Raw genomic sequence first — 26,357 nt, 5'->3', positions numbered from 1 at the left:
TCTGCGAGTGCTATGCGATTACGCGAAACCGCTTCGAACGGCTTCTGCCCCACACCTTTCAGAATGACTGAGACCGGCACTAGAGCCAGTGCCGCAAAAGGCATCGGATTTACTCAAAGCGCCGTTTGAGTCGACGGGTACTTTCTTTTGCAACGCCGGACTTCGGAAGAATCAGCCGCGCTGGACTTGATGAGAGTCCGTCGTCCTTGGCGCCTTTGTCCCTAGAGAATTTGTCAGAACTTCAGGGCATTATCAGTCAACGCACCGTATGTGCGAGGGCACGAACTCTTGCAGCGAGCGGCAGCATAATCGTCGGCCTTGAGAGGAGGCGGTGATGCTTGTGGTCATGCGCTGCCTGCCGGTCCTCTTGATCCCACAAGTGCCTGTTTGGCACGGTCCTCCCGCCATCTGGCTAGAGCATCGTGCTTAAAAAGTGGACCGGTTTTCGCTGACGCGGACCTCCGGTTCCGCTTTCAACGATGCGCTCTCTCTAGAAGGGAGCATCGGATCAAATCCCAAAAGTGCAAGTCCACTTTTCACGTCCGAGGCTCTGGCCCTTGCACGGTAGGGTTTATCCAGCACAAGGCCCTGCACGCTCTCTGCGACCGCCACCGGCGCCTCGCCGCCGCGTTCTGGCGCGAGACCCTGATTGATGCGGCCATTTCCGGGAATGGGTGGCCAATGTCGAGCGACGCGAAGGCTACCAGCGCATGGCCCACATCCTGTGCGAGCTGCTGGTGCGCCTGCGGGCGGTCGGCTTGGTCCAGAACCATGCCTGCGATCTGCCGATCACCCAGGGCGAATTCGCGGATGCGCTCGGCATGACCACGGTCCACGTCAATCGGATCCTGCAGCAGTTGCGGATCGATGGCCTGATCGAGACCAAGGGACACGCTTGAACATTCCCGACTGGGAGAAGTTGAAGCAGGCCGCTGAGTTCGATCTGGGCTACCTGCATCTGGAGCAGAAAGAGGCAGCCGCATGAGCTTCACCTTTCAGCCCGTGCGGGTTGCGACCGGCAGCGATGAAGAGGGCCTGCTGGTCTTCGATGACGACCAGCGGCTCCTGGCGGCGCTGACCCACCACTCGGACCAGTACGACAGCCTGTCTGGGCATTGGATTATAGAGGTTGGGTTCGGTCTGCCGGGAGGACTGGATCATCCCGCATATGCCGATCTGGAAGCAGCCCAAGAGGGCATCAGGCAGCGCCTTGCCAGGGGGCGTTAGGCGGCTTTCCTCGTACAGACTGCTTCCGGTTCCACAACCGGCCTTCGGGAAATACTGGTCCGGCCAGCTCTCGAAAGAGCGACGCCGGCGCGATCAAGGAGGCTTGATCCGATCACGCCGGCGTCGGGGCCTCGCGATCAGGGCAGTCCAGCGGACCAGGCCCTGAGAGGCCCTGACCTGAGAGTAATTGCTCAGGCCGCCACGATGAAGTTCTCGTTTGGGTTAGGTTTGCTCCCCCATTTTCGACGCGAAATGAGCGTTTTGGAACTTCAGATCTCACGCGCGAGGCGGATCAGGCTGCAGCAGGCTCCGGCGGAGGCTTAGGCATCATCAGCTTCTTTTGGCGAGGTGGCTTAGGCGGCACGGCCTCCCTTAGTCTCTCGGCTTGATAGCCGAGGATAAACGTTCTGCAAATGAAGCCCTCAATGCTTGCCAACATGATTTCGAGTTGGTGCGCCGATGGCCGCCAACTCCGATGAGCCGCGGCACTTCCCGCATCTGTCAGTGCGTCAAGCATCTCGCGCTCGTTTGTCCCGATCTTGCCTTGCGCAAGGAGTTCGTCGAGCTTTTCGTCGAGCCTTTTGGCAGGATTTACTCCGAGAAACTCAGACGCGCGGTCAAAGGCAGTCCTGATGCCTATAGCTGCGAAGATGCGAAGACCGCTATCGAGCGCCGTGCAAGTATCGATAAGCAAATTATGTAGCTGACCGTCATATATCCATATCTCTGAAAGCCATTCAGGTCGGGTGCGCTATTCGTCATCGCTCGCGTATCGAGTTGATCAACGCAGAATGATGCGAAGTGCGTCTTGTGCGGGCTTGGTTTGCCATCGCGGACCTCGGTTACAGCGGCCTTCACGATAAATCCGGGTATCTTTCCTTGGTAGTAAGTTCTGTTTATTGATCCCCGAATATTCATCAGCCGCCCATCAAGTGTCCTGACTACGCTTGAGAAATGGACACCGCACAGTTCAATACGACCCGTTCCGGTACACGATCATCGGGGGCAAGATAGTTGTGGCCGATCCGGCCAGCCGCAGAGTCATCTGGAGCCTGGAGTGAGATCAGGTTGTTTCCCAGTCTCACGTTCTATGAATACCGTGCCGAATCCAGCCTCGTCATTGACGACAGCCTGGGCATCGTCCGCCTCAACAGGCTGGCATTTTGGCGACCGTTGTCTATGACTGGTCCCGATGAAAACCTACCTGCTCCCTATGCTTGTCCTTACGACAGCCCTTTCCGGATGCTCGGCCGCCTACATCATCGGCGAATATGGCCAGAGTTCCGGACATGAGATCCGTTTGAGCTGCCGCCGGACCTACCGAGTACACGAAAAGGCGGACAAGCTGCTGGTGACGGCCTTCGCGGCCAGTGAAGCCGCCGGTGCGGCGTGTCGGGCCATGCTCACTGAGGACGCGCCTGAGTCGACGGAGCATCCGATCCGCTATTGGGATGCCGCCGAAGCCTATCTGACGGACAAGAAGATCCAACGATGCATGATCAGCGGAGGACGTGAACTCGAACTGCTCCATTCCGAGTTCACCGTCGCTTGCGTACCAAAATAGGCACGCGGACTTAGGTGCCCTATCCTGGTTAACCGTCGCTTCCTTCCGCTGTCTGACCAGATAAAGGAGCTTTCTTCGTTTGGCGGCGTGACCGGTAGATCTGCCGCGCCTTCTGCGCTGCATCCTCGCGAGCCTGCTCGGAGAGCGCCCGTCTGATTTCGTGCAAAGACCCATGTTCGCGGCCACACCCGGCGCACCGCACCGCCGAGGCTGCATCCGCCCGGGACGGCAAGAGCGCCTGAGGCCTCCCACAGCACGGACAGGAATAGGCGATCGTCACGAAACCGTTCACCCAATCAATTCCCAAGTTTTGAGCAGTTCGGGCCAGTGGCGATACCATCAACTTCTTGCCTTCTGAACCCTGCCCTTAGGGCGCTTGTAAGGCAGCGGGTCGAGTTCGCGCCGGCCGGTGTCCACCGACACCCGCCAGACGCAGCCCGACTTGGCGTACACCCGAAGAACGAAATCGTTGCGGACCGGCTTTGGAGCCGCCGCGGCGACGGAAGACGGGATACGTTGATCGGAGTTCATGATGGCAGGAGCGGCGATGACCACTCCGGCGCACAGGAGAAGCAGGATCAAGGCGAGGCGAAGGGGTCGGGCAATGGCTTCTACGGGTGAGCGACAAGTAAATAATCTTACCATGCAGCTGGGTCCTAGATGTGGGAAATACGCACATTACTCTCCACGATTTGGTCGTATTGACCGTCTCCTATTGCTGTCCGGCGCACCATCTCACAGCGGAGGCGGGTTAGGCGTCCTCACCCCTGCGGACAAGGTGCGGCTCACCGGCGCTTCGAGGTCGGGATGAAGACCTCTGTCGGCTTCGTATACGACGCAGGAAGTGCCGGCCCCATCGCAAGGACGATCATGAGGGCTCAAGGCGCCACCAATCCTGGACTGTCAGCCGGGAAGGAAGGCGCTACGCGATTGCGAGGAAGACGACGATGCGAGTGATTTACGTTGTTCAGGGCGCCAAGGCTGGCACAGGTCCATTCTGGACCGCCCTGATCAGGCTCGCAGTCCTGACTGCGGCGGGCCTTGCCCTTCTGGCCCTCATCCTCATCGGGCTGCTCATCGTCCTGCCCCTGGTGCTGGTCGGCGGCGTTGCCCTGCTTTTCTATGTCCGCCGCCGTCTGCGCCAAGCTCAGTCCAGGCGACATCCCCGGGACGGCGTAATCGATGCGGAATATACCGTTGTCGACCACCGCCATGGATGAAGGCCCACAGCATCGGACGTGAAAAGTGGATCTGCACTTTTGGGACCCATCCGATGCTTTCTCCTTGAATGAGAGCATCGTTCAGGCGACCCGAAGGGCCGCGCCAGCGAATGACCGGATCCACTTTTCACGGGCGTGCTCCTTCGGGTCGCTGACGCGGACCTTCGGTTCCGCACGATGCTCTAGGCGGTAGACGTCCCGCGCGATGGACCGAGCGTCCGTGGATGTCCCGCGCGCGAATGAGAACGGCAATCTGACCTTTATCCAGACCTACGACTTTGATCTCAGTAACCCTGACGACGCCTTCATCTTCGAGGAGTTCCAGGATCGAATTGCCGGCCGCCTGTTCCAGATCCCCGGCCTTGGGCTGAAGCTCCTTGACGCCTTCACCACCCAGCTTGACGGCCAGATCGAGCAGGAGCCGGTCAAGAAGGGCACGCGCACCTGCGTGAAATTTCCTCTCCCCCTATAGCACGGACCGTGCGATTTCGAAGACGCCGTTTATGGAACAGCGGCCACTGGGACGACATGAGGACCGCCGATCCGGAGGTGTCGTCATGAGCATGGAGGACGATCCCTGATCCAGCACACGGAGGCGGTTGTGGCCGAAGCAGCCCGACTCCGACAGGCCCTCGAGCAGGCCCAGGAGCGGATCAGGCACCAGATTCTGGAACTGGCCTGGATCGAGGCCGAACTGGATCCGCTTCTGCTGCACCCACCCGAGGAGCTTGCTACGGTCAGGGCGCTTCCGGCCCAGGATCCGCCTGAGGAGGTGGGGAGGCAGACCGCTCATGCCTAGCGATGGCCTCCAGGATGAGCTGGCGGTGGTCCTGCCAGAGCACCATGGTCTCTTCGAGCAGCCGCAGCAGCTCTCTGGCCGTAGTGGTATCGCAGCCTTGCTCGGTCATCCTCCGGATCAGGGCAATCTGCCCAGAGATCCGTTGCTCACCGGCGGCGAGATGCCGATCTGCCAGGATCAGGTCTTCGCGTTCGCGTTGGAGGTCGTTCATGGCGACACCCCCGGCCGTGCAGGCGGGAGCGCACGTCTCTCTCAGTCACTGGCGCCTACGGGTTCGAATCTGCCGGTGATGGAGCCATTCTACACCTTATGGGGTGGCGAACGTTAGGCTTCTGAAGTGCGTTAGTAGCCTGATTGCTCTGCAATGAGGGTGGCCTTGTATTCCCCACGCTGCGATAAGGCCGCCGAATATCGCCGGCAGGCTCAGGAGGTCCGGAACCTCGCCCGCCAGATCTCGATCAACGACGCCCGCGGCCAGCTTCGTGCGACAGCCATGCACCTGGAGGCACTGGCGGAGGAAGAGGAGCGCCGGGCCGGGAACGTCGCCCCTGCTCAGGGCCCGGCGGGGGAGGACTAAACGCCACGAATTTCCGATAAGCCTACAAGTCGTGGCAACGTGCTGAAGATCCTCATGAGGTCGCCAGGGCAGATGCCATCGGCTTCTCCTCTCAGTCCCTGATCCCTGTAGTTTCCTGCGTGCTCCTCCTCTTCCGGAACGGAGGCCAGGGACCGTAGCACTGCATGGAAGATCACCCTGTGCGAATAATCGAGCCGACGGCGGAAAATCCGCACCGGGTCAAACTTTCACGTTCAGGCCGCTCAGCGAACGCTGACTTTTTAGAGCATCGTGCGGAACCGAAGGTCCGCGTCAGCGACCCGAAGGAGCACGCCCGTGAAAAGTGGATCCGGTCATTCGCTGGCGCGGCCCTTCGGGTCGCCTGAACGATGCTCTCATTCAAGGAGAAAGCATCGGATCAATCCCAAAAGTGCAGATCCACTTTTCACGTCCGATGCTTTAGTCGCCGAAGGGGGACCAAGCTCCTTGGTCTGGGGAGTGCCATTTGGAGACATTCTGGGTTCACAGCAGCCCGCACACCCAATCCTCGATTGCTCACAGGCAGGCAGAATTCCGCTGAAGACGTTGATGGAACCGCTACCGACGGGATCGACCGACGCTGGAGCGCTGACTGATCCAGTCCTCGGCTTCACTCAGATCGGCAAAGGTCGGGTGGCTGAGTTCGCCCAGCCGATCAAAGCCGACCTCCAGGAACCAGTGCCCGGGAGCCACCTCGTTCTCAGGCGAGAGCTGGATCAGCACCGCCAAGAGCCGTTGGTCATGGTCAAAGACCAGCATGCCCTCTTCTTCAGCTCCCGTCGCGACCCGCACCGGCTGAAGCGTGAGGGTCATGCGGCTGCTCCACCTTGCTTGAGGTGAAGGTAAGTCTCGTCAAAGTCGCCCGCCTGCTTCAGCTTCTCCCAATCGGGAATGATCAGTTGGGTTCCCCTGGTTTCGATCAGGCCGTCAGCCCGCAGCTCCTGCAGCACCCGGTTGACATGCACCGTAGAGACGCCGAGTGCATCGGCAAACTCGGCCTGGGTGATCGGCAGATCACAGACATGATCCTCGGCCAGCCCCACCGCCCTCAGGCGCACCAGCAGCTCGCACAGGATGTGGGCCATGCGATGGTAAGCTTCGCGCTGTCCGACGTTGAGCAACCATTCCCGGAAGCTGGCGGCCTCCACCAGGGTCTCACGCCAGAAGGCGGCGGTGATGCGGGGATAGCGCAGGCAGAGATCCCACAGCGCCTCATGGGTGATGAAGCCGACACTGCACGGGGTCAGGGTGGCCACGCTGATGTCCAGCACCTTCAGGTGCAGGCTCTGCACGTCGGGCATGTCACCCGGGATGCAGAACGCCACGATCTGGCGCCTGCCATCTCCGGTGACCTTGTAGGTGCCGGTAAAGCCGCTCAGGATCACGAAAGACCGAGAGGGGCGGTCGCCCTCCCGCACCACGTCCTGATCCTCCTTGATGACGGTTGCCTGCATCGGCAGATCAAGGAGGGCCTGCCGCTCGTCATCGGTCAGGGTGAAGATGCTCTCCAGCTTGCGGACGAGCGGATGGTGATCGGATGGAGAAGCTGCAGGCACCATGACGTTCTCTGTTCTGCAGATGGGAGCTCTCCTATGGTTCCGCTCCCGGCACCATGGCCATTGCTGATGATGCCGCTATCCTTACAGACAAGCGCAGGTCTGTCTTTGACCCATGTTACTTTTTTGCGATTTCGGTCAGCCGCTGCTTTCATGACGAGGACTAAGTTGCTTGTGATCAGCACTCAGCCTCGGGTGATGACGTCCAGCATGAGTCGGCGCCGGACGTGCCACTGGTCAAGGATCAACTCCAATTTCCGAAGCAGGTCCTTGGCTTCGGTTACGTCATGGCCCTTCTCGATCATTCGCTCGATACGGGCGATTTGAGCGGACACCCGCAGATCGGCTTCGACGATCCGCTCCTGGACCCTGGCAATGTCTTCTTGGCGGTAGGGCATGATGAACAATTATGCCTCAGATCGCCTGCGATCAACATAGGTTAAAACGATAGGCCAACATACGTTGAAAAGAAAAGCAGCGTCTCTTCACATGTGGGCCGGATCCATGAGCGCAAGACCAACCTCGCCATCTCGAACGCCTCTTGCGACGCTCGGCCGGCCCATACATGAGTCATAAACGGAAGTTGCCCAGCCCTTTTGAATGCCTGCATGTCATTCGGAAGCTGCCAAAGGCGCACGGTCCGATATCTGCCAGAGCGAGACATTCGTGGTTCACCGCCGAACGCCATCGTTAAGCGTGTGCGGACAACCAGGGCGCAGATTTGCGGGTGACCGGCTCGTGCGGCTGCCTTTTCGAGAGTATGGGACGGATCACAGGTAGATCAGCTTGGAAATGAGCCACACGGTGGAGCAGACGATTGAGAGCCTCGCTGTCCAAAGCCCAATCCTATGCCAGTACCTAAAATCCCACTCCCGTTTGTTGGGTAGATCACCCGTGTCTGGTGTGAGGTCAGCTTTCAGAGAAGCCTGGAACTGCTTCCAGGATTGCCTGGCAATCACATGGGCGACGATGGACAATCCGCCGGAGAGGATTGCCCCGTTCCACAGTAGGTTCCGAAGATCCTCAATGGCCACGGCACAACCTCAGGCTTCTGAGGCTGGCAAGACACGCCTCACCTGCTGCGTTGAACACGCAGTGTACGGCTGGATTGGCCTTGCGGATCATGACCGCAACGGCCACGGGGCGGAGCGTTGCGCAGATAGCCCCGCTCATACCGTCACCTGCGTGCCGACCTCCACCACGCGCCCGGTCGGGATCTGGAAGAAGTCGGTGGCGTCGTTGGCCGACTTGGCGAGGCTGATGAACAGCTTGTCCTGCCAGAATGGCATGCCGCCATGGGCCGAGGGCCGGATCGAGCGCCGCGAGACGAAGAACGACGTCGCCATGATGTCGAACGTGAAGCTCTGCTTGCGCAGGAGCGCGAGGCCGCGCGGGATGTTCGGCCTTTCCATGAAGCCAAAGGTCATGATCACCCGCCAGAACGAGTCACCCAGCGATTCGATTTGAACCCGCTCTTCATCCGGAATGCGCGGAGCATCCGCGGTCTTGATCGTCAGCACCACGTTCTTCTCGTGCAGGATCTTGTTGTGCTTGAGGTTGTGCAGAAGGGCTGCCGGAGCCGTATCGGGATCGCTGGTCATAAACACAGCGGTGCCCTTCACGCGATGAGGCTGGCTCTTCTGCAACATGCCGATGAGTTCAAGCAGCGGCACGTCGACCTTGCGGGTCTTGTCGAACAGGATCCGCACACCCCTCCGCCAGGTCAGCATCACGATCGTCAGGGAAGCGGCCATGAGCAGCGGCAACCAGCCACCCTCGGCAACCTTCAGGATGTTGGCCCCGAAGAACACGGCATCGACCAGCAGGAACGGCACGATCACCAGCGCCGCCATCTGAGGCGACCACTTCCAGCACCGCCACAAGGCGAAGAACGCCATGATGGCGGTGATGACCATAGTCGCCGTGACAGCAATGCCGTAGGCCGATGCCAGGGCACTGGAGCTGCGGAAGGCGATGACAAGGACGACCACCGCGGCAAGCAGGAGCCAGTTGATGCGGGGCAGGTAGACTTGGCCCTTCTCGGTTTCCGAGGTGCGGCGGATCTCGAGGCGCGGCATGAGGCCGAGTTGGATCGCCTGCTGGGTCAGCGAGAAGGCACCGGTGATCACCGCCTGGCTCGCGATGATCGTGGCCGCTGTTGCAAGGGCGACCATCGGCAGCAGCGCCCAAGCCGGGTAGAGCAGGAAGAATGGGTTCTCCAGCTTGTCGGGATGAGCCAGCAGGAGCGCAGCCTGCCCCGCGTAGTTGATCGCCAGACAGGGCAGGACAAGGCCGAGCCAAGCCGTCTGGATCGGCCTGCGGCCGAAGTGCCCCAGGTCGGCATAGAGCGCCTCGGCACCCGTCACCGCCAGGAACACCGCGCCGAGGGCGAAGAGGCCGGCAATACCGTGGTTGATCAGGAACAGCACCCCGTAGATCGGATTGATTGCAGCCAGAATTCCTGGATCATCACCGATGTGGATCAGGCCACCGACAGCCATAGCCAGGAACCAGACCGTGGTGATCGGTCCGAACCAGACCGCGACCGAGGCCGTGCCGCGGCTCTGTACGGCAAACAGACCGAGCAGGATGATCAGGGACAGCGGCACGATGTAGGGCTCGAAGGCCGGGGTGGCGAGCTTGAGGCCCTCCACGGCCGAGAGCACGGAAAGGGACGGCGTGATGATTGCATCGCCATAGAACAGGGACGCACCCACGATGCCGAGGAGGGTGATGACGCCGCCTGCCATTGGCCCCATGGCGCGGTGCACCAGAGCCATGAGCGAGAGCGTGCCGCCCTCGCCGCTGTTGTCCATCCGCAGGATGAGCAGCACGTACTTGATCGTGACGATGACGATGAGGGCCCACAGGATCAGCGAGAGCACGCCGAGCACCATCTCGCGGGTGAGCGCGCCGCCCTCCGAGGCCGCCATCAGGCTTTCCTTCAGCGCGTAGAGCGGGCTTGTGCCAATGTCGCCGTAGACGACGCCGACGGAGCCGAGGGTCAGAGTCCAGAAGCCGGTCCTGGCATGGGCTAGTGGGGCATGGGCTAGTGGGGAACCATCCGATTCATCGGATGCGGACTGGCCTGGAACTGTTGTGGTCATGTTATCTTTCTGCATCGTTGCTCACGCGATTGGTTCCCCGCCGTCCCGTCCTTCTAAAGGGAGTGACATTGCTCGGAACAGGTCCTTGGATCTTTCGGAGTTGGGCCTGGACAAGGGCGCCGAGGATCGCCAGGGAGGGGTTGTCGTGCTGGAACTCGGCAACGTCCTCGATCCAGTTGATCGCCAGACCGCGGACGCAGATCGAGCAGGTCCAGCGCCGGTCATCGCAGGACAGCCGGTGGATCACCCAGTCCGGCAATTCCCAGCCAATCAGCCAGAACCCCAAATCGACCCAGGCCTCTGCCGCAATCAGTCGCCGCACGAGGTCGTTGGGCTTGGGTGCCGCCTGTAGCCGGGGGCATGCCTGCTGCAAAACCTCCGCCACGAGGTTGTTTGTCGGCTCGGAGGCCGCCTCGATCCTCGACAGGAGAGAGCGGAGAGCGCGTTCCTGGTTTCGCCTAAACCACATGCCAGCTTGTCCCGACAGGGCACGACGGGTCCGGCCAATCAGCTCTCCGCGAGCCAAATGGCCGTGTCCTGCCCTGTCGGGGAGACATGATCCGGTTCGCATAAAAATTCGATGCGGAAGTGAGGGCCGCGATATAAAGGCCGTATAAAGACGCCGGCCCGAAAGCCGCTCAAGCCATGTCGAGCAGGCGATAGCCGATGCCTGACTCCGTCAGGATGAAGCGGGGATCGGATGGGTTCGGCTCGATCTTCTGCCGGAGCTGGCCGATGTAGACCCGCAGGTATTGGGTGTCATGCTCGTGGGCCGGCCCCCACACGGCAGTCAGGATCTGCCGATGCGTCACCACCTTGCCGACGTGCCGCGCCAGGAAGGCGAGGAGATCGAACTCCTTCGGGCTCAAGTTCACCTCGGTGCCCTGCCATGTCACCCGTCGGCGGGGAACATTGATCTCCAGGCCGCCGACACCCACGACCGGCGTCTCGCCATTGCGCTGCATGCGGTGGCGCAACGCCGCCCGCAGGCGCGCCATCAGCTCGCCGACGCCGAAGGGCTTGTTGACGAAATCGTCAGCGCCGAGGTCCAGGGCGGCAATCTTCTCAGCCTCCCGGTCGCGGGCCGAAAGAATGATGATCGGCACATCAGACCATTGGCGTACCCGGGTGATGACGTCCTTTCCATCCATGTCCGGCAGGCCGAGGTCCAGAATGACGATGTCCGGAGCGTCCGATGCAATCTGCCGAAGGGCATCGCTCCCGTTGTTGGCTTTGAGAACCTCATAGTCATTCGCCAGAAGCGCCGGCGCGAGGAAGCGGTGGATGGCCGGCTCGTCATCGACAACGAGGACGCGGGCGGGATTGGTCATGGGTCGTCCTTCGGAAGTGGCAATCTGATCTCGATCCGGGTCCCACGTCCGTGCGCAACCGGGCTTGTCGCCGCGACAGTGCCGTGATGAGCCTCAACAACCCCCCTGACGATGGCGAGGCCGAGCCCTGTCCCCTCGCCGGCGTCGCCGCTCGGCCTTGGCGCCCGCGCGAACTTCTCGAAGACACGCGGCAGCACGTCCAAGGGGATTCCGGGGCCGTCATCCGTCACCGAGAGCACAACCTGATCTCCTTCGCGCTCGGCATGAAGATCGACATGGGCGGCAGGGCCTGCATGTTGCACAGCGTTCCCGAGCACGTTGGCCAGAACCTGGTCCAGCAGGTTTGGGTCCCCGGCGACAAACGGAACCGCTTCGTTCACGCGAACCTGGAACGTCTGGATTGCCCCACGACGCTTCACGAGGGCGACGGTGCGGTCAAGCAGTTCCCGCACGTCGATCCAGTCTCGGTTAAGCTCGAGCGCCCCGGCCTCCAGCCGCGTCATCGCCAGGAGGTTGCGGACCATCCCGTCCAGGTGTTCCGCTTCGTCCTTCACCTGCGCGAGCAGGTCACGGCGGGCCGGGTCCGGCAGCCGTGCGCCATACTCGATCAGGCTGGTCGCAGCGCCGAGGATGGATGCCAGCGGCGTACGGAAGTCATGGCTGATCGAGGCCAGCAGGGTGTTGCGGACCCTCTCGGCCTCGGCGGCGGCCCGCGTGGTTGTAATTTCCTGTGCAAGGCGCGCCCGCTCCAGGGCCGTTGCGGTCAGCTCCGCCAGGGTCTCGACAAGTGTTCGCGCCTCGGGAGTAAGAGGTGCATTGTCGGGGTGGGCAACGCCAAGGACCCCGATGGCACCGCTGGGCGTGCGAAGAGGCAGAAAGAGCCACGGAATTGTTGGGTCGACCGAGGTTCCGGCGCCCGTGGCTTGCTCCTGCGACAGGGCCAGCGTCGCTGCCGAGAGGGCCTCCGGGCTGAACTGATCGTCGGGCGGCCAGGCGGCCGACACCACGAGGCCGCTTTCCTGCCGCAACAGGATCGCGCAAGGGCGATGCAGATCGCCGTGGGCTTGGATGGCCGCATGATCGAGCACGGACTGGGGATCGGCCAGTGCCGACAGACGGCGTGCGAACTTGTACAGGCGCTGCGAGGCGGCTTCGCGCTCCGCCGCCCTGCTCGCCTGATCCCTGGCGCGGCCCGCAATGGCCGAGGTCAGGACAGCGGCGGCCAAAAGTACGAACAGCGAGAGCAGTTCATGGGGTTCGGTGACCGAGAAAGTATGGAGCGGCTCGATGAAGAAGAAGTTATAGGCCAGGAACGACAGCCCCGACGAGAACAGGGCCGGCCAGATGCCGAAGCGGGCAGCCGAAAACAGGACCGCCAAGAGGAAGACCATCGAAACGTTCGGGAGACGGACCAGGGCCGTCAATCCGAGGCCGATCCCTGCCGCCGCGGCAACCGCCGCGGCGGACCAGAGGTAGGGCCACGCTACCTCCAAGAGGCGATCCCTCTTCCCGGCGCGGGCTGAGGATCTCCCGTGTCCGCTCCCGAACAAGGATTGCGCAGCACGACGCGACCGGGGACCAAAAATGACCATCGGGCGTATGACCTACGTCATTCCTTGGTTCTTGGCCATAGTCTGGGTCGCACGTGAGCCGCCCCAGGATGCGTTCGCCGAATTGCCTAGAGCCACCGCTTCTGGCGGAAGCGCCAGTACAGCCAGCCACACACTACAGCAATGACCGTCAGCACAAGGGGATAGCCGTATCTCGAGTGGAGCTCGGGCATGAACTCGAAGTTCATGCCATAGATGCCGGCCACCGCCGTCGGCACCGCCAGGATCGCCGCCCAGGCCGCCAGCCTGCGCGTGATCTCGGTCTGCTGGGACTGGCCCCGCATTAGGCTGGCCTCGAACGCAAACGCCAGCACCTCGCGCAGCGATTCGATCTCCTCCTGCACCCGGCGGATGTGGTCGGAGACGTCGCGGAACAGCGGCTGCATCGCCACATCGATCCCGGGCAGCCCGGGCTGCTCCAGGCGGCGGCAGACCTCCACCAGCGGCACCGCGGCATTGCGCAGGCGCAGCAGGTCCCGGCGCAACTGGTAGATCCGTGTCATCTGATCCTGTAATGGGTTCGCGCCCAGGACGCTGTCCTCGATCTCCTCCACCTCGGCCTGGATGGTCTCGATGACCGGCATGTAGTTGTCGACGATGAAGTCGAGAATGGCATAGAGGATGAAGTCCTCGCCCTCTGAGAGCGCCTTGGGAGCCGCCTCGCAGCGCTCCCGCACGGGAGTATAAGACGTCGAGGCGCCGTGGCGGACGGAGACCACATAACCTTGTCCAACGAACAGATGGGTCTCGCCAAAGGCGATGCGCCCGTCCAGCATCTGGGCCGTGCGCGCAACGATGAAGAACGCCTCGCCGTACTGTTCGAGCTTGGGCCGCTGGTGCGCCTTGAGGGCGTCCTCGATGGCAAGCTCGTGCAGGCCGAATTCCTGTTGGAGTCGCCGCAGGAGGTCCAAGCCGGGCTCGTGCAGGCCGATCCAGACCACGTGTCCGGGCTTGCGCGACCATTCCCCCGCCTCGTCGATCGCAATGTCGGCCACGCGCCGGCCTCCTGCATACACGGCCGACGCGACCACTCCTGGTGGTTTTTCAGCCTGCGCTGCAACGAGCCTGAGAGAGTTCGCCATGATCAGTCAACGCTTGGCTGTGGCGTACGGTGCCACCGCCGGGATGCCGACACTCCGCGTGCCGCCCGAGGTGAAACCCTCCAAGGCGCGGCTACGTTAGGCCACGGAAGCCGAGTACGTTTCATGAGCAAGGGAGGGCTGATCGTGGCCACCACCGAAGTCAGCGCAGGCACCGCCACAGGCTCTCCAGATTACACGCATGCCGCCCCAACCTCCTTCTGGGCTCTCACCTTGGGCACCATCGGGGTCGTCTACGGCGACATCGGCACCAGTCCGCTCTATGCCCTCAAGGAGAGCCTCGCCGCCGCCACCGGCCCTGCCGGCCCCGGCGCACTCACCCGTGAAATGGTGCTGGGAGTCGTCTCTCTCATCCTGTGGGCGCTGATCATCATCGTGACGGTCAAGTACGTGGCCATCGTCCTGCGGGCCGACAACAACGGCGAGGGCGGCACCCTCTCGCTGGTGACGCTGGCCCAGCGCGCCCTTGGACACAGCACCGGGGTCACCATCGTCCTCGGCATGGTGGGCGCCTCGCTGTTCTATGGCGATGTCATCATCACCCCCGCCATCTCCGTCCTGTCGGCGGTCGAAGGCCTCAAGCTGCTGACGCCCGCCTTCGAGTCCTACGTGGTGCCGCTGAGCCTCGTGATCCTGATCACGCTCTTCGCCGTGCAGCGGTTCGGCACCGCGAGCGTGGCCGCGTTCTTCGGGCCGATCACCGCCTTTTGGTTCCTGGTCATGGCCTTGGGCGGCCTGATGCACATCCGGGACGACCTCAGCGTCGTCGCCGCCATCAATCCCGTACATGGCGTCAGCTTCTTGGCGAGTCACGGTACCGCGGGGCTCCTCGCCCTGGGTGCGGTCTTCCTGTCCGTGACCGGCGCGGAGGCGCTCTATGCCGACATGGGTCATTTCGGGCGCGCGCCGATCCGCACCGCCTGGCTCGGCCTCGTCCTGCCGGCGCTCGCGCTCAACTATCTCGGGCAAGGCGCCATGCTGCTGGCGCACCCTGAAGGGCTGGAGAACCCGTTCTTCCTGCTCTACCCCTCCTGGGCGCTGCTGCCGATGGTGATCCTCGCCACGGTCGCGACCATCATCGCCAGCCAGGCGGTGATCACGGGCGCGTTCTCGATCTCGGAGCAGGCGATGAATCTCGGTGTGCTACCCCGATTCCGCGTGCTGCGCACCTCCGAGACGGAGAAGGGCCAAATCTACGTCCCGTTCATCAACTGGCTTCTGCTCGCGGCCGTCATCCTGCTCGTCATCCTGTTCCAGACCTCGAGCGCCCTGGCGGCGGCCTACGGGCTTGCCGTGACCGGCGACATGGTTATCACCTCGTGCCTGCTGTTCATCGTGGCGTGGAAGTTCTGGGGCTGGTCACCAGTTGTCACTGCGCTGGTGCTGGCCCCGTTCCTCGCCATCGAGCTCGTGTTCCTGGGGGCGAACGCGCTCAAGATCCCGCAGGGCGGCTGGTTCCCGCTGCTGGTTGGGACCGGGCTGTTCATCCTGATGCGGACTTGGCGCAAGGGCACGCGCCTGCTGGCAGAGATTTCGCACCGGGGCCGTCCGCCCTTGGCCGAGTTCATCCGCATGGCGGAGAGCAGTTCGGCGCCGCGGGTGCCCGGCACGGCCATCTTCCTGACCGGGAACGCCCAGGATGTGCCTGCCGCCCTGCTGCATAACATGAAACACAACAAGGTGCTGCACGATCGGAACGTGATCCTGACCGTGGTCACCGAGGAGATCCCGCGCCGTCCCGATGAAGGCCGCATCACCACGGAGAAGCTCTCGGAGCGGTTCTCGCGGGTGACGGTGCGCTTCGGCTTCATGGAGCACCCGAACGTGCCCAGGGCGCTGGAGGCGGCGAACTTCGACCTGGCGAACGCGTCGTTCTTCCTGTCGCGGCGGGCGCTGCAAGCCTCGGCGCAGTCAGGCCTGCCGCTCTGGCAGGATTACCTCTTCATCCCGCTGGCGCGGTCCGCGAGCGACATCACGGACCAGTTCTGCATCCCCGAGGACCGGGCGGTCGAGGTGGGGTCGCGGATCACGATCTGAGGTATGGCGGACGGGTCTCCTACTGGGAGATGAGCCACAAGACCGAGCAGAGGATCGAGAGCCCCGCCGCCGCAAGCCCGATTCTGTGCCAGTAGCGGAAATCCCACTCCCGCAGGTAGGGGAATTTCCCGGAGTCGCGGGTGAGGACATCCCGCAGGGCGGCTTCGAATGCTTTCCTGGAATGTCTGGCAATCGCGTGGGCGACAATGGACAGCCCACCGAAGAGATTGCGAGATCCCAGGGCTGACCGAGATGGCGCATGATCAGAGGGTCGAGCCCTTGCGGGCCTTTTCCTGTTGGACCAGCTCCTGCAAAAGCTGGTGAGCCTGGGTGTCGCGTGCCACCCGCGGGGCAATCTCAGCCGATTTCCGGCCGTAGGGTGTTGTGACGGTGGGGATCTTGCGGTCAACCTTGTAGGTGCCCGCGTAGGTTCGTCCATCGATCTTGATGTGGATTGCATGGCCTGACATGGGAACATGGCCTGACATGGGAAAAGGCCTCCTGCATGAGAGCTTGCCCATAGCGTCAGCACGAGCGGACCCCTCAAAGGACAAGAGACCACGGGCGAGAATAAGCTTGGCTTAGTGTTTTGGGAGTCCACGCCAGGATAGAGGATCCGTTGTGCCGAAAAGGCTCCGTATGGCAGAGGAGCGCAGTACCTTGCGCAGGGAGTTCGGGATCTTCCTTGACCCCAGTTTCCTCGTCGTTTTTGGTCCTGATCCTCCTCTTGGGAGCCGCCCTGACGGGCATTCTCCTGGATTACACGACGAAGTACGGGATCCCGCCGTTCTAGCGCATCGTGCGGAACCGAAGGTCCGCGTCAGCGAAAAGGGGATCCGGTTTTCCGCTCTCAACGATGCTCTCATTGGAGGAGAAAGCATCGGATGGGTCCCAAAAGTGCAGATCCACTTTTCACGTCCGATGCTGTAAGCGCGAAGCGGATGCCTACGAACGCCGAAAGAAGGCCGAAGCATTCAAGCAGGTTGAGGAGGAGGAGAAGCGAGGCCGGGAACCCATGACCTTCGGTGCGGCCTCAACGCGCTATTGGGAGGAGGTGGCCCAGCACCAACCCAGCGCTGTCGATGCTGAGTGGTGCCTCGCGTGACTCCAGCGGGAAATCGGCCTCACCACTCGCCTTGCGGTCATCACCGATGGATGGTGGCCCGGCTCGTCGCCAAACGCCGGGGTGAGCGCACCTGCAGCGGCAAGCTGGTGAAACCCTCCACCGTCAACCGTACCGTGGTCGAGCCCCTGCGCCGGGTGATGAACCGGGCAGCGCTGATCTGGCGCGAACCTATGCCGCAGATCAATTGGAAAATCCATCGCCTCAAGGAAGACAGCGAACGGGTGCGCGAACTGCGCGCGGAGGAGGAACAGGATCTTTTCACGCACCTGCGGGAAGATTATCACCCCATCGTGCGCTTTACCCTCCTCACCGGGTGCCGCCTGGATGAGTGCGTTTCGCTCACCTGAAACCGGGTGGATTGGGGAGCGCGCAAGCTCTGGATCTTGGGTAAAGGCAACAAGCTCGCTTCGATCTCGCTCCCACCATCCGTGCGCAAGCTCCTCTGGCTCCTGCAAGGTCACCACCTCGAAGCGGTGTTCACCTATGTTGCCACCTACACACGGAAAGGTTTCATCAAAGGCGAACGCTACCCGATTGCATACGAGGGATTAAAGACGATCTTCCGGCGCACGATCCGGGGCAAGATCAAAGATTACCGCTGGCACGATAACCGCCACACCGCTGCCATCCGCGTGCTGCGCGCCACCGGAAAGCTGCGGATCGTGAAAGAAATGCTGCGGCACGAGGGTATCACCACCACCCTCAAATATGCCCATGTGCTGCACGACGATGTGCTGGAAGGGATGGAAAAAGCGGCCCTCGTCCCGACCGAAACGGCAAGTCCCGACAACATTCCCGACGCGGCGGAAGAGGTGCCCGGAGGCGCCGAGAAAAAACTTTAAGGATCAGGAGGTTAGGGGCTGCGGCGGGGAACATGACCGCCTTCTCCCAAAGCAGATGCGCTACCAGACTGCGCTATACCCCGATGCTCTCAATGGCTTGGTTTCTCCAACGATTTGAGAACCCCTACGCAAGCCTAAGGTTTCAGAGTTCAGAACATAATGGAACCTATGGGACTGGTTTGAAAGGAAAAGTTCGAGGAAAAGCCCATGGATGTTCGGCGGGCGTTCCCAAAACTGTCGCTGGAGCATACGCGAGCGCGTCTCTGAGATCGTGGCCGGAATGGAGAAGATCTTCCAGGATGTGCAAAGGTTGCATCGTAGGAATACGATAGCATCGTCCAGGAACACACTCTACAGCCGCAGCTTTTTCTGCAGCGTCTGACCTGGCGTCACGCCAAAGACACGCCGGTAGGCCGTCCCGAACTCGCCCAGATGCGTGAAGCCGCAGGCTGATGCGATCTGCGTCACCGTCACGACGGCAGGATCTGCTGACAGCAGCGCCTCATGCGCCCGCCGCAGCCGCACGGAGCGCAGGAACCCCATCGGCGTGATGTTGCGGAAGTTCTGAAACCCGTTCTGCAGGCTGCGCGCGCTCACCCCCGCCTGAGCCGCCAGATCGGCCAGCGACAACGGCTCGGCAAAGTGCGCCTCGATGTAGGCTTCCGCCCGCTTGACGTAGAACGGTACGGCCGCAGCCTGAGGTGCCAGCAGGGCCTGCGAGTAGCCATGCTGGTGAGAGAGGAGAAAGCCGGTGAGCAGCTGCTGTTCGAACTGCCGCCAGGCCACTGGCGACTGCCGGATGAAAGCGTGCGGGTCGGCCAGCTCGGCTTCGGCATAGCTCAGAAGCCGCAGCCAGCTGCGCCCGGAGGCGGTCTCGAGATCGGCCGAAATGTCGAAGTTGACGAAACCTGGAATGTCATGCCCCAGCAGCTTGGCGCAGCACTCCGCCATCTTCACGCGGTCTGCCATAAAGACTTTGCTTTCCATGTCCTCCGCAATTCGCGTTATTCGCTGCGCGCCCGACGTAATAATGGCCGCTCGTTCTCGCGAGCATGGAACCGTTTTGCCTTCTATAAGGAGCTCTCCCGCTCCCGATGCTGTCCTGACAAACGCTATCCGATCGTCAGCCTCCTCGGGCTCCAGGTTGATCTCGACGTCACGTCCGATCCGCAGTTGAAAGACCCCGAGGTCGGCTTGGCCCTGATACGCAAGGATGCTGTCGGCCCGGTCGCCTGCCGAGGCGTTCACGATTCTCTGTGGAGCGACCAGCACATTCAGCGCATTCTCCAGTTCATCAAGCCTGTTGGACTGGCATGCTTGGTCGATGATCTGGCTGTCCTGCGAGTTCCGTGGCATGGCGGCAGGCATGTGTCGACTCATGGACTTACCCCCTCATATCAGGAACACACTCTACAGCCGCAGCTTTTTCTGCAGCGTCTGACCTGGCGTCACGCCAAAGACACGCCGGTAGGCCGTCCCGAACTCGCCCAGATGCGTGAAGCCGCAGGCTGATGCGATCTGCGTCACCGTCACGACGGCAGGATCTGCTGACAGCAGCGCCTCATGCGCCCGCCGCAGCCGCACGGAGCGCAGGAACCCCATCGGCGTGATGTTGCGGAAGTTCTGAAACCCGTTCTGCAGGCTGCGCGCGCTCACCCCCGCCTGAGCCGCCAGATCGGCCAGCGACAACGGCTCGGCAAAGTGCGCCTCGATGTAGGCTTCCGCCCGCTTGACGTAGAACGGTACGGCCGCAGCCTGAGGTGCCAGCAGGGCCTGCGAGTAGCCATGCTGGTGAGAGAGGAGAAAGCCGGTGAGCAGCTGCTGTTCGAACTGCCGCCAGGCCACTGGCGACTGCCGGATGAAAGCGTGCGGGTCGGCCAGCTCGGCTTCGGCATAGCTCAGAAGCCGCAGCCAGCTGCGCCCGGAGGCGGTCTCGAGATCGGCCGAAATGTCGAAGTTGACGAAACCTGGAATGTCATGCCCCAGCAGCTTGGCGCAGCACTCCGCCATCTTCACGCGGTCTGCCATAAAGACTTTGACTTCCGTGTCTTGAGCGAATCTCACTATTCTCTCTGGACCGGACGGAAAAATGACCGCCTGGTCCGCTGAGTGCGAATACATGTGTCTGTTCAGGAGTACTTCCCCCGTTCCCGATGCCGACATGACGAACGCTATCCGATCGTCAGCCTCATCTGGCTCCAGGACGACATCGATGTTACGCCCGATCCGGGCACGAAAGATTCCGAAGTAGCCCTGGCCTCGGAAGGCGAGCATGCCATTAGCATGATCGCCAGCCGAGGAGCTCCTAAACCTCTGCGGAGAGACTTGTACATTCAGGGCATGCTCGAGTTCATCGAGCCTTTTGGAATGCAAGACCTCGTCAATGATCTGGCTGTTCTGCGGGGCCTGGGGCTGCTCCGCCTGATCCTTGTCATTCGGTTTCCGGAGCATAGCGGCAGCCATATGTCTGCTCATCACTTACTCCCAGCAGCAGGGGCGGCCAGGAGCCTGGCTGACGCTGCAAGACGTCTCTGTCGACTGGCCCGATGATGTATATCTTCTCTTGAAGCACTCAGCTCATCACGGCAGGGGAAATTATTGTAATGTTGTTTCTCTGCAATGGCACAAGATTTCGTTCGCTCAATTGAGAGAAAGACCAGACAACAACTTGGAGTAGCGCCCCGAAATCGCATTCTCACTCGCCTTTGACGTTGCGAGAGCTTGAGACCTTATAAGTTCGGCGCATTTGCCACAAGTAATACCTACGCTTGAGGCAATTCAGCACTTAGCATCACCAGCGCTGGGTTGCCACGGCAAGGTTCGGTCTCATCGAGACCCCGGCGTATCCATAGGCGGAGATTGAATTTGGTAGATCACCTGAGCTAGCCGCACCTGAACGCGGTCTACTGCTTGAAGAGTGGATGCTCGATCCGGTCTCCAGCCTTGATTCCAAGCCGGGCCGCCGTACCCGCATTCAGCTCCAGAACGGCGAGAACAGGCTCGCCGGAGGGGATGGTGCGGGTGGACAAAGGTTCCGTATTGGCGGCAATCCGGGCGATGGTGCCATCCTGCCGGATGAAAAGCATATCCAGAGACAGGTAGGTGTTCTGCATCCACATGGAGACCGGTTCGACCCGGCCGAAATCGAACAACATGCCCCGGTCAGGAGCCATGGAGCGGCGGAACATCAGTCCCTGTGCCCGGTCAGCATCGTTGCGGGCAACCTCGACCTGAAAGCTCTGCCGTTGCCCGCCCTGTGTCACGACGGACAAGACCTCGAGAGCCTGCGCATACGCTGCCCCGGCCAGGGCAACCACAAGGCCGAGGGCCGGGAAAACCGGGCGGAGGCGCTGGAACACGAAGGAAGCCTGTCAGTGGGAGTGTGGCAGAGCCATGTCGGCGAGACGAACCTCGGCGGCCATGAGGCCCTTCGAACCGTCGCCGAAGCGCACGAAGACGCGCTCACCGGGCTTCAGTTCTGCAATGCCATAGCGGCGGAGGGTTTCCATATGGACGAAAATGTCCGGCTTGCCCTCGCCCTGCGTCAGAAAACCGAAGCCGCGCAGGCGGTTGAACCACTTCACGACCGCAGGCTCCAGACCGCTCGTCGGCACCACCTGAACATGGGTGCGCGGCAGCGGGAGCTCCGAAGGATGCAGGGCCGTCGATTCATCGAGCGAGAGAATCCGGAAAGCCTGGAGCCCGCGGGGGCGCTGGACCGCCTCAACCACGATACGGGCACCCTCGTTCGCAGCTTGGTATCCCTCGCGCCGGAGGCAGGTCACGTGCAACAGGACATCGGGCATACCGTTATCGGGCACGATGAAGCCGAAGCCCTTGGCAACGTCGAACCACTTGATCCGGCCGCTCACCTGAATGAGTTCAACAGGGTTCTCTTCCGCAATCGGCTGAGAGGCCTCGCGCCGTCCTTGATCGAAAGAGGGATTTTCCTCTCGAAGATTGAAGGAGTTAGAGCCGAAATCGCCAGTCATGAATAAACCCAAACTCGAATCAAAAAGCCCGATTCTTAAAAAGAGGATAACATCGTCCTGAATCAGGGGAAGCCGGAAACAGCCCTTAAAATGCGATGAAATTTTCAGCATCCGGCGAGAGCATTGAAATTACGAGACAAATGCCGACAGCACGGTCCCGATTTCCGCATGGATCACCAAGTCTGCCATCTCGTCGAGGGGGGTCGGCTCGCGATTGACGATCACGAGCTGCGCCCCGTTCTCCTTCGCGAAAGCCGGAAAGGCGGCCGCGGGATAGACGACCAGGGAGGATCCCACAGCCAGGAAGAGATCGCAGCTCGCTGTGAGCTTCTGTGCCCGGCGCATGGCTTCCTCCGGCATGGCCTGGCCGAAGGAAACGGTCGCGGATTTGAGAATGCCGCCGCAATTGATGCACTCGGGCGGTTCGCCATTCCCTTCGAAATGCCGCCTCACCCAGTCAAGCTCGTGGCGACGTCCGCACGAGAGGCACTTTGCGTAGGTGCCGTTGCCATGCAATTCGATCACCTGCTCCTCGGAGAGGCCCGAAGCCTGATGGAGCCCATCGATGTTCTGGGTGATCACCGCAGGCATCCGACCCGACGCGATGAGCGATGCGATGCCGATATGCCCTTGGCTCGGCTGGGCCTCGCGGTAGAGATCGTCCATAACGAACTTGCGTCGCCATGCCTCCTGCCGCGCTTCGGCGCTTTGGACGAAATGCTGGAAGGGGATCGGCTTGTTATGCATCCAGGGACTGTTGGGAGAGCGGAAATCTGGAACGCCACTTTCCGTCGAGATGCCCGCCCCAGTGAAACCGGCGACGATCCGGGCGTCTTGAATCATTTCCTGCAATGTGGCGATTGACGTGGCGAGGTTCTCGGTCATGTCACTGATATAGAACGTGCAGGGCGGGATAGAAATGCCTCCATGAACCACAGGATCAGCATCACGTGAACGACGATCTTTCTCGCGCGCCATCCTCTCAGGAAAAGACTTACGCTCCTGCGATAGCCGGGCGCACCCAAGTCGTCGCATCCCAGCGCTGGGATGCCATCGACGTGGCTCGCGGGCTCGCGATCGCAGCCATGATCGTCTACCACTTCAGCTGGGATCTGAGCTTTCTGAAGCTGATCGAAACCAACATTCTCCAGGTGCCGGCATGGCGCTGGTTCGCGCGTGGGATTGCAGGCTCATTCCTGCTCCTTGCTGGCGTGGGACTTGCTCTCGCCCATGCGCAAGGTTTCCGCCGCCTTCCCTTCTTGAGACGGCTCATGAAGGTGGGCGGAGCGGCGCTGGCCGTCACTCTCGTCACGTTCTTCGCGTTTCCTGAGAGCTATATCTTCTTCGGCATTCTTCACTGCATCGCCGTGTCGAGTGTGCTGGCGCTCCCGTTCCTGCGGCTGCACCCTGCCCTCACTTTGCTGGCCGCGGTCATGTGTCTGGCCGCTCCCACGATCTTTACGAGCCCCGCGCTCGATGTGCCCTATCTCGATTGGCTGGGGCTCGGCGCCACGGATCCACTGACGAACGATTATGTGCCTGTCTTTCCATGGTTCAGCATGGTTCTGATCGGTGTCGCTCTCGGTAAGCTGCTCCTGAAACAAGCCGAGACCATGCGCCTTGCGCGATGGCGGGCGACGGATGCACTATCCCGAACCCTTGTCTGGGCCGGACGAAAAAGCCTTCCGATCTACCTCATCCATCAGCTCGTATTGCTTGGGTTTCTCTATGGAGTGCTGCAGATCATCGGACCGAATCCAGGAGCCGAGGCACAGCCATTCATGAATGAATGCGTTTCGACCTGCCTGATGCAGAACGCTCAACCACAGACCTGTAACGCCTTGTGCTCCTGCACGGTCGACATGCTGCGCCAAAGCGAATTGTGGCGAAAAGTCCTCAGCGGCACGACGAGCGCAGAGGAGCGGACGCAGATCTCCCGAGCCGCGCAGCAATGCCTGCGCCGCGCGCCATCCTAGAGCATTTTTCGGCGAAGTGGATTCGGTTCGCCGTTAAAAATGCGTCGCGCTACAGCATCGGACGTGAAAAGTGGATCTGCACTTTTGGGACCCATCCGATGCTTTCTCCTCCAATGAGAGCATCGTTGAGAGCGACCCGAAGGGCCGCGCCAGCGAAAACCGGGTCCACTTTTCCGCACGATGGTCTAGGTTTCGACAGTGATAGGATAGCCGTCGAAGCTCTTCAGGGTTTTGAGAACGAAGGTCGTGTGAATGCGGCCAATGCCGTATGCCGTATCGGCAAGGATGGCTCCGGTAAGCGCCTCGTAGACCGCAAGTGTCGGCGCAACGATACGGGCGATGTAATCGTACTCGCCGTTCACGACCTGCAATTCAACGACCGCCGGGTGTTCGAGCAAGGCCTTCTCAAGCCGCTGCCGCACTCCTGCGGAAGGGTCGCGCATGCTGATTCCAGCAAGCGCAATGATGTCATGGCCTATCGCCGAAGGGTCGACGAGAGCCGTATAGCCGCGGATAACCCCCTTCTGCTCCAGGCGCTTGACCCGCTCCAGGCAGGGACGTGGCGAGAGCCCGACACGGTCTGACAAGGCCTGATAGGTGATACGGCCGTTCTGGCGCAGCGCATCGAGGATCGAAAGATCGATCCGGTCGAAAGCAGACTTAGCTGGACGGAACGGCAGCTTCGCAGGCGGCTTCATGATGGTGCTCGAACGAGGATCTCCTCCCCACCGGGAGGTGTGCGCGTCTGTAGCTCACGAAGAGGGCCGCTTGCAAATCCTGTACGAGTGACCGCGAAATATCTGGCGGCACGCAATCATTTGGGGTTGCGACAGCAAAGCCAAATCTAATTCACGTTGCATTTTGATCCAATGTTTCGTCTTCTCACTTTTATCATGGAAGATAGGGCTGATAACGTTGCATTTTCGCGAATCAAGAACTATATTGCGGCGTTACATTACAAAGTACATTTTTCTGACGACTTAACCTAAGTCTCCAAGGGGCAAAGGATGACTTTTTACTCGGAGGCGAATATCGCTCGCCAAATTACCGACCTGTGCGAATGGATAGGTGAAGGCAGCATCGCAAAAGTCGAAATGAGCATGTCGCTTACCAGGGATCTGGCCTTCGATTCCATGAAGCTCATGCAGTTCTTCGCCGGCACTGAGGAACTGTATTCAGGCATTGCCCTAGAAGATTGGTTCATCGAGCACAGCGCCGGCGGGCGCGATACCATCGGTAGCGTTGCGCGATACATCGCTGCTGCGGTGACGCTAGTTACACGGGAGTGATCCAGGGGCTCCCCGAGGCGCAAACGCGCTGCGGCCCTTGGTCAATTTGTCCCTAGCCCTTCCCAAACACGTCTTCGATCACGAGACCCTATGGGACGAGATGTTCGATCAATGATAAACCGCTCTAAAAACCCCAGAGGTTGAAGCTAGTGCAGTTGGTCCATCAAAAGCAATTAGTCGCTGCGAACTGAGCGCAGCAGAGCGCAAAAGTCGCTGGAAAACCCGCGCGACTTTTGCGTTAAGTTCTCGTCATCGATACATGCTTTCAAAGAGGTGCTGTCTTGTTGCGGGGCTATATGACCGATCTTCCCCTGATCGCGATCCTTCGCGGGCTGCGTCCTGATGCGGCCGAAACCGTCGGCCTTGCTCTTGTTGAGGCGGGTTTTCGCATCATCGAGGTTCCGCTGAATTCGCCGGAGCCGTTCCGCAGCATCGAAATCCTGGCCAAGGCGATGCCGGGCGATGTCCTCGTCGGCGCCGGGACCGTTCTTGATCCTCAGCAGGTGGACGGCATCCGTGATGTGGGCGGCAAGCTCATCGTCATGCCTCATGCCGATCTCGATGTGATCCGGCGCGCCAAGGAACATCGGATGATTTGCACCCCAGGCGTCGCAACGCCAACGGAAGCCTTTACCGCGCTGAAGGCTGGGGCCGACGCCATCAAGATCTTCCCGGCGGAAGCCATTCCTCCGGCGGTCGTGAAGGCTTGGAGGGCGGTTCTGCCCAAGGAGACGATCGTGCTGCCGGTCGGCGGCATCAAGCCTGACAATATGAAGGCCTACGTCGATGCAGGCGCCAACGGGTTCGGTTTGGGTTCTGCTCTCTTCACGCCGTCCATGACTGTCGAAGAGATTGGCCGCAATGCGCGTGCCTTCTCATCCGCATGGAAAGATCTGCGTGCGGGCTGAAGCTGTCCCGAGCCTTTGCAGGAACCGCCACGGGCGGACGACGTTCACACGGCAAAGGCTTGAACCATGGAGCTTCAG

At 61.2% G+C, this 26,357-nt stretch carries 31 protein-coding genes; 14 read left to right on the top strand and 17 right to left on the bottom strand.

The features are described 5' to 3' along the window. Positions 1 to 710 precede the first annotated feature (710 nt). Together DC522_RS35860 and DC522_RS12635 are read left to right on the top strand one after the other, a co-directional pair. Positions 711 to 899: a helix-turn-helix domain-containing protein gene (locus tag DC522_RS35860; RefSeq protein WP_245444114.1), complete on the top strand. Its 189-nt coding sequence runs from the start codon at positions 711 to 713 to the stop codon at positions 897 to 899. 82 nt (positions 900 to 981) lie between these two features. After that, entirely contained in the window at positions 982 to 1,227 is a 246-nt protein-coding gene (locus DC522_RS12635; RefSeq protein WP_116529057.1) for a hypothetical protein, read from the top strand. A gap of 292 nt (positions 1,228 to 1,519) precedes the next feature. Here the strand turns inward: DC522_RS12635 and DC522_RS37230 are convergent, their stop codons facing one another. Beyond that, positions 1,520 to 1,921, bottom strand: coding sequence for a DUF4145 domain-containing protein (locus tag DC522_RS37230; RefSeq protein WP_165820144.1), 402 nt, complete (start codon positions 1,919 to 1,921; stop codon positions 1,520 to 1,522). A 498-nt stretch (positions 1,922 to 2,419) separates the two neighbouring features. On the opposite strand from DC522_RS37230, the gene DC522_RS12625 reads away from it, so the two are divergent. Then, on the top strand, positions 2,420 to 2,791 hold the full coding sequence (locus DC522_RS12625) for a hypothetical protein (RefSeq protein ID WP_133239272.1): 372 nt from the start codon (positions 2,420 to 2,422) through the stop codon (positions 2,789 to 2,791). A gap of 339 nt (positions 2,792 to 3,130) precedes the next feature. Here DC522_RS12625 and DC522_RS12620 read toward each other — a convergent pair whose 3' ends face one another. Beyond that, the gene (locus DC522_RS12620; protein ID WP_133239271.1) at positions 3,131 to 3,436 is read right to left on the bottom strand and encodes a hypothetical protein; all 306 of its coding nucleotides are present in this window, start codon (positions 3,434 to 3,436) and stop codon (positions 3,131 to 3,133) included. Between the two features lie 302 nt (positions 3,437 to 3,738). Here DC522_RS12620 and DC522_RS12615 point away from each other — a divergent pair, with 302 nt between their 5' ends. The 5 genes from DC522_RS12615 (at position 3,739) to DC522_RS12595 (ending at position 5,387) form a co-directional block, all read left to right on the top strand. Beyond that, positions 3,739 to 4,011, top strand: coding sequence for a hypothetical protein (locus DC522_RS12615; RefSeq protein WP_116529053.1), 273 nt, complete (start codon positions 3,739 to 3,741; stop codon positions 4,009 to 4,011). Positions 4,012 to 4,216: 205 nt separating this feature from the next. Beyond that, positions 4,217 to 4,483, top strand: a complete 267-nt coding sequence (locus DC522_RS12610) for a sensor histidine kinase (RefSeq protein WP_116529052.1) — start codon at positions 4,217 to 4,219, stop codon at positions 4,481 to 4,483. A 129-nt stretch (positions 4,484 to 4,612) separates the two neighbouring features. After that, positions 4,613 to 4,810, top strand: a complete 198-nt coding sequence (locus DC522_RS34770) for a hypothetical protein (protein ID WP_165820143.1) — start codon at positions 4,613 to 4,615, stop codon at positions 4,808 to 4,810. Further along, a complete protein-coding gene (locus DC522_RS34765; RefSeq protein WP_165820142.1) occupies positions 4,803 to 5,138 on the top strand; it encodes a hypothetical protein in 336 nt (111 codons plus the stop codon). The genes DC522_RS34770 and DC522_RS34765 overlap by 8 nt, the downstream gene beginning before the upstream one ends. A 48-nt stretch (positions 5,139 to 5,186) precedes the next feature. Continuing rightward, a complete protein-coding gene (locus DC522_RS12595) occupies positions 5,187 to 5,387 on the top strand; it encodes a hypothetical protein (RefSeq protein WP_116529049.1) in 201 nt (66 codons plus the stop codon). Positions 5,388 to 5,963: 576 nt separating this feature from the next. Here the strand turns inward: DC522_RS12595 and DC522_RS12590 are convergent. The 8 genes from DC522_RS12590 to corA form a co-directional block, all read right to left on the bottom strand. Then, complete coding sequence (locus DC522_RS12590) at positions 5,964 to 6,218, bottom strand: hypothetical protein (RefSeq protein ID WP_116529048.1); 255 nt, start codon at positions 6,216 to 6,218, stop codon at positions 5,964 to 5,966. After that, positions 6,215 to 6,964 (bottom strand): Crp/Fnr family transcriptional regulator, encoded by a 750-nt coding sequence (locus DC522_RS12585; RefSeq protein ID WP_116529047.1) that lies wholly within the window; start codon positions 6,962 to 6,964, stop codon positions 6,215 to 6,217. The genes DC522_RS12590 and DC522_RS12585 overlap by 4 nt, the downstream gene beginning before the upstream one ends. Before the next feature lie 182 nt (positions 6,965 to 7,146). Continuing rightward, positions 7,147 to 7,359, bottom strand: a complete 213-nt coding sequence (locus DC522_RS12580) for a hypothetical protein (protein WP_133239269.1) — start codon at positions 7,357 to 7,359, stop codon at positions 7,147 to 7,149. 771 nt (positions 7,360 to 8,130) lie between these two features. Further along, positions 8,131 to 10,068, bottom strand: a complete 1,938-nt coding sequence (locus DC522_RS12570; RefSeq protein WP_245444113.1) for a potassium transporter Kup — start codon at positions 10,066 to 10,068, stop codon at positions 8,131 to 8,133. A gap of 1 nt (position 10,069) precedes the next feature. Next, positions 10,070 to 10,537: a hypothetical protein gene (locus DC522_RS12565; RefSeq protein ID WP_116529043.1), complete on the bottom strand. Its 468-nt coding sequence runs from the start codon at positions 10,535 to 10,537 to the stop codon at positions 10,070 to 10,072. Positions 10,538 to 10,706: 169 nt separating this feature from the next. Next, the gene (locus DC522_RS12560) at positions 10,707 to 11,399 is read right to left on the bottom strand and encodes a response regulator (RefSeq protein WP_116529042.1); all 693 of its coding nucleotides are present in this window, start codon (positions 11,397 to 11,399) and stop codon (positions 10,707 to 10,709) included. Next, entirely contained in the window at positions 11,396 to 12,892 is a 1,497-nt protein-coding gene (locus tag DC522_RS12555) for a DUF4118 domain-containing protein (RefSeq protein WP_245444112.1), read from the bottom strand. Before DC522_RS12555 ends, DC522_RS12560 begins: the two co-directional genes overlap by 4 nt. 185 nt (positions 12,893 to 13,077) lie before the next feature. Next, the gene (corA, locus tag DC522_RS12550; protein ID WP_116529040.1) at positions 13,078 to 14,091 is read right to left on the bottom strand and encodes a magnesium/cobalt transporter CorA; all 1,014 of its coding nucleotides are present in this window, start codon (positions 14,089 to 14,091) and stop codon (positions 13,078 to 13,080) included. A 123-nt stretch (positions 14,092 to 14,214) separates the two neighbouring features. Here corA and DC522_RS12545 point away from each other — a divergent pair, with 123 nt between their 5' ends. After that, the gene (locus tag DC522_RS12545) at positions 14,215 to 16,146 is read left to right on the top strand and encodes a potassium transporter Kup (protein WP_116529039.1); all 1,932 of its coding nucleotides are present in this window, start codon (positions 14,215 to 14,217) and stop codon (positions 16,144 to 16,146) included. Between the two features lie 263 nt (positions 16,147 to 16,409). Here the strand turns inward: DC522_RS12545 and DC522_RS12540 are convergent, their stop codons facing one another. Then, positions 16,410 to 16,634 (bottom strand): hypothetical protein, encoded by a 225-nt coding sequence (locus DC522_RS12540; protein WP_245444111.1) that lies wholly within the window; start codon positions 16,632 to 16,634, stop codon positions 16,410 to 16,412. A 667-nt stretch (positions 16,635 to 17,301) separates the two neighbouring features. On the opposite strand from DC522_RS12540, the gene DC522_RS12530 reads away from it, so the two are divergent. Continuing rightward, a complete protein-coding gene (locus tag DC522_RS12530; protein ID WP_116529037.1) occupies positions 17,302 to 17,619 on the top strand; it encodes a hypothetical protein in 318 nt (105 codons plus the stop codon). 6 nt (positions 17,620 to 17,625) lie between these two features. Next, positions 17,626 to 18,114, top strand: coding sequence for a site-specific integrase (locus DC522_RS12525; protein ID WP_116529036.1), 489 nt, complete (start codon positions 17,626 to 17,628; stop codon positions 18,112 to 18,114). Between the two features lie 351 nt (positions 18,115 to 18,465). Here the strand turns inward: DC522_RS12525 and DC522_RS12520 are convergent, their stop codons facing one another. The 5 genes from DC522_RS12520 to DC522_RS12500 all read right to left on the bottom strand — a co-directional run bounded on the left by DC522_RS12520 (position 18,466) and on the right by DC522_RS12500 (position 22,991). Beyond that, on the bottom strand, positions 18,466 to 19,494 hold the full coding sequence (locus DC522_RS12520) for an AraC family transcriptional regulator (RefSeq protein WP_116529035.1): 1,029 nt from the start codon (positions 19,492 to 19,494) through the stop codon (positions 18,466 to 18,468). A gap of 30 nt (positions 19,495 to 19,524) precedes the next feature. After that, on the bottom strand, positions 19,525 to 20,565 hold the full coding sequence (locus DC522_RS12515) for an AraC family transcriptional regulator (RefSeq protein WP_256369852.1): 1,041 nt from the start codon (positions 20,563 to 20,565) through the stop codon (positions 19,525 to 19,527). A gap of 452 nt (positions 20,566 to 21,017) precedes the next feature. After that, positions 21,018 to 21,422: a DUF192 domain-containing protein gene (locus DC522_RS12510; RefSeq protein ID WP_371679447.1), complete on the bottom strand. Its 405-nt coding sequence runs from the start codon at positions 21,420 to 21,422 to the stop codon at positions 21,018 to 21,020. 63 nt (positions 21,423 to 21,485) lie between these two features. Next, positions 21,486 to 22,106 (bottom strand): cold-shock protein, encoded by a 621-nt coding sequence (locus DC522_RS12505; RefSeq protein ID WP_245444110.1) that lies wholly within the window; start codon positions 22,104 to 22,106, stop codon positions 21,486 to 21,488. A 129-nt stretch (positions 22,107 to 22,235) separates the two neighbouring features. Next, entirely contained in the window at positions 22,236 to 22,991 is a 756-nt protein-coding gene (locus DC522_RS12500) for a Sir2 family NAD-dependent protein deacetylase (protein WP_165820140.1), read from the bottom strand. 65 nt (positions 22,992 to 23,056) lie between these two features. Between DC522_RS12500 and DC522_RS12495 the strand changes: the two genes are divergently transcribed. After that, positions 23,057 to 24,082: a DUF1624 domain-containing protein gene (locus DC522_RS12495; protein ID WP_245444109.1), complete on the top strand. Its 1,026-nt coding sequence runs from the start codon at positions 23,057 to 23,059 to the stop codon at positions 24,080 to 24,082. A 185-nt stretch (positions 24,083 to 24,267) separates the two neighbouring features. On the opposite strand, the gene DC522_RS12490 is transcribed toward DC522_RS12495, so the two are convergent. Next, on the bottom strand, positions 24,268 to 24,780 hold the full coding sequence (locus DC522_RS12490) for an Lrp/AsnC family transcriptional regulator (RefSeq protein WP_116529033.1): 513 nt from the start codon (positions 24,778 to 24,780) through the stop codon (positions 24,268 to 24,270). A gap of 309 nt (positions 24,781 to 25,089) precedes the next feature. Between DC522_RS12490 and DC522_RS12485 the strand changes: the two genes are divergently transcribed. Then, positions 25,090 to 25,371 (top strand): hypothetical protein, encoded by a 282-nt coding sequence (locus tag DC522_RS12485; RefSeq protein WP_116529032.1) that lies wholly within the window; start codon positions 25,090 to 25,092, stop codon positions 25,369 to 25,371. A gap of 296 nt (positions 25,372 to 25,667) precedes the next feature. Beyond that, entirely contained in the window at positions 25,668 to 26,279 is a 612-nt protein-coding gene (locus tag DC522_RS12480; RefSeq protein WP_205769626.1) for a 2-dehydro-3-deoxy-6-phosphogalactonate aldolase, read from the top strand. Positions 26,280 to 26,357: the final 78 nt, after the last annotated feature.

Origin of the sequence: Microvirga sp. KLBC 81 (assembly GCF_003075415.1) — a bacterium.
In the GTDB taxonomy this organism is placed as follows: Bacteria; Pseudomonadota; Alphaproteobacteria; order Rhizobiales; family Beijerinckiaceae; genus Microvirga.
The sequence above is the reverse complement of the archived record's forward strand: the minus strand, read 5'-3'. Positions and strand labels throughout refer to the sequence as shown.

What these genes read in the sequence shown, in the direction of transcription:
- DC522_RS35860 (WP_245444114.1), top strand. Translation starts at nt 711, where the DNA reads ATGGCCCACATCCTGTGCGAGCTGCTGGTGCGCCTGCGGGCGGTCGGC.
- DC522_RS12635 (WP_116529057.1), top strand. Translation starts at nt 982, where the DNA reads ATGAGCTTCACCTTTCAGCCCGTGCGGGTTGCGACCGGCAGCGATGAA.
- DC522_RS12625 (WP_133239272.1), top strand. Translation starts at nt 2,420, where the DNA reads ATGAAAACCTACCTGCTCCCTATGCTTGTCCTTACGACAGCCCTTTCC.
- DC522_RS12620 (WP_133239271.1), bottom strand. Translation starts at nt 3,436, where the DNA reads ATGGTAAGATTATTTACTTGTCGCTCACCCGTAGAAGCCATTGCCCGA.
- DC522_RS12615 (WP_116529053.1), top strand. Translation starts at nt 3,739, where the DNA reads ATGCGAGTGATTTACGTTGTTCAGGGCGCCAAGGCTGGCACAGGTCCA.
- DC522_RS12610 (WP_116529052.1), top strand. Translation starts at nt 4,217, where the DNA reads ATGGACCGAGCGTCCGTGGATGTCCCGCGCGCGAATGAGAACGGCAAT.
- DC522_RS34765 (WP_165820142.1), top strand. Translation starts at nt 4,803, where the DNA reads ATGCCTAGCGATGGCCTCCAGGATGAGCTGGCGGTGGTCCTGCCAGAG.
- DC522_RS12590 (WP_116529048.1), bottom strand. Translation starts at nt 6,218, where the DNA reads ATGACCCTCACGCTTCAGCCGGTGCGGGTCGCGACGGGAGCTGAAGAA.
- DC522_RS12585 (WP_116529047.1), bottom strand. Translation starts at nt 6,964, where the DNA reads ATGGTGCCTGCAGCTTCTCCATCCGATCACCATCCGCTCGTCCGCAAG.
- DC522_RS12580 (WP_133239269.1), bottom strand. Translation starts at nt 7,359, where the DNA reads ATGCCCTACCGCCAAGAAGACATTGCCAGGGTCCAGGAGCGGATCGTC.
- DC522_RS12570 (WP_245444113.1), bottom strand. Translation starts at nt 10,068, where the DNA reads ATGACCACAACAGTTCCAGGCCAGTCCGCATCCGATGAATCGGATGGT.
- DC522_RS12565 (WP_116529043.1), bottom strand. Translation starts at nt 10,537, where the DNA reads ATGTGGTTTAGGCGAAACCAGGAACGCGCTCTCCGCTCTCTCCTGTCG.
- DC522_RS12560 (WP_116529042.1), bottom strand. Translation starts at nt 11,399, where the DNA reads ATGACCAATCCCGCCCGCGTCCTCGTTGTCGATGACGAGCCGGCCATC.
- corA (WP_116529040.1), bottom strand. Translation starts at nt 14,091, where the DNA reads ATGGCGAACTCTCTCAGGCTCGTTGCAGCGCAGGCTGAAAAACCACCA.
- DC522_RS12545 (WP_116529039.1), top strand. Translation starts at nt 14,215, where the DNA reads ATGAGCAAGGGAGGGCTGATCGTGGCCACCACCGAAGTCAGCGCAGGC.
- DC522_RS12540 (WP_245444111.1), bottom strand. Translation starts at nt 16,634, where the DNA reads ATGTCAGGCCATGTTCCCATGTCAGGCCATGCAATCCACATCAAGATC.
- DC522_RS12530 (WP_116529037.1), top strand. Translation starts at nt 17,302, where the DNA reads ATGGTGGCCCGGCTCGTCGCCAAACGCCGGGGTGAGCGCACCTGCAGC.
- DC522_RS12520 (WP_116529035.1), bottom strand. Translation starts at nt 19,494, where the DNA reads ATGAGTCGACACATGCCTGCCGCCATGCCACGGAACTCGCAGGACAGC.
- DC522_RS12515 (WP_256369852.1), bottom strand. Translation starts at nt 20,565, where the DNA reads ATGCTCCGGAAACCGAATGACAAGGATCAGGCGGAGCAGCCCCAGGCC.
- DC522_RS12505 (WP_245444110.1), bottom strand. Translation starts at nt 22,106, where the DNA reads ATGACTGGCGATTTCGGCTCTAACTCCTTCAATCTTCGAGAGGAAAAT.
- DC522_RS12500 (WP_165820140.1), bottom strand. Translation starts at nt 22,991, where the DNA reads ATGACCGAGAACCTCGCCACGTCAATCGCCACATTGCAGGAAATGATT.
- DC522_RS12490 (WP_116529033.1), bottom strand. Translation starts at nt 24,780, where the DNA reads ATGAAGCCGCCTGCGAAGCTGCCGTTCCGTCCAGCTAAGTCTGCTTTC.
- DC522_RS12485 (WP_116529032.1), top strand. Translation starts at nt 25,090, where the DNA reads ATGACTTTTTACTCGGAGGCGAATATCGCTCGCCAAATTACCGACCTG.
- DC522_RS12480 (WP_205769626.1), top strand. Translation starts at nt 25,668, where the DNA reads ATGACCGATCTTCCCCTGATCGCGATCCTTCGCGGGCTGCGTCCTGAT.